The sequence below is a fragment of the Brevundimonas sp. LPMIX5 genome (genome assembly GCF_003576505.1).
GTDB lineage: Bacteria > Pseudomonadota > Alphaproteobacteria > Caulobacterales > Caulobacteraceae > Brevundimonas > Brevundimonas naejangsanensis.
Genome location: NZ_QWTZ01000061.1, coordinates 1 through 718, shown reverse-complemented (window position 1 = coordinate 718; position 718 = coordinate 1). Strand labels below are relative to the sequence as shown.

The following is a 718-nucleotide window of genomic DNA, read 5'->3' as shown; positions in this document are numbered from 1 at the left end:
CTTGATTTCGCTAATTCCTTCCTATCCCCCCCACCTCACGATATTCAGGCTTAGGAGTCGCTATTGGTTTCATCTGCAGCAAATATCCACAGAGGACTTGGACCTCAGATGCACACTATGCCAGTCGGACAAAGAAAAAAGTAGGCTAAATTTCTAACCTACTTTTTCTGACTCTACTCTGATAAAGCCGTCTCATATATAGACATTTTATGCTTGAAGGAATCTTTTCCTCCCTCTAATTGATTGATGATATGATTTTTTATATATTTTTCACTAACATATCCCTGTGATTCAATCCATCCGTTAACTCCATCTGACTCCATAATAACAACTTGATCTGTCATAGAATTTGTTACAATTGTAGCATTATGTGTTGCTAAAATAATTTGACGTTGAGCTTTCACATCTCTAAACTGCTGAACTAAATGCCTGCAAATATAACGATTGTCTAGATTGTCTTCAGGCTGATCAATAATCAATGGTCTGAAGTCTTTAGAATAATCACTATATGCTAATAAAAAATCAAGCATGGCTACAACTTTTTGTCCCAAACTTAATACACCAACTTCTTTATAGAGAATATCAAGTTGTTGCGAAGATTCTTTCGAGTTAATATTAAACTCCAAAATCGTGTATTTTCTTTAGAAAAAATTTTTCGTTTATATGCACCTGATAAGTGAGAACCTTTTTTCAAAATGTCATAACTATTGAAATGAGC

The 718-nt window shown here is 34.3% G+C and carries 1 protein-coding gene; it reads right to left on the bottom strand.

Annotation, left to right across the window (positions count from 1 at the left end):
* Positions 1-173: 173 nt before the first annotated feature.
* Complete coding sequence (locus D1604_RS15285) at positions 174-626, bottom strand: AAA family ATPase (RefSeq protein ID WP_000395530.1); 453 nt, start codon at positions 624-626, stop codon at positions 174-176.
* Positions 627-718: the final 92 nt, after the last annotated feature.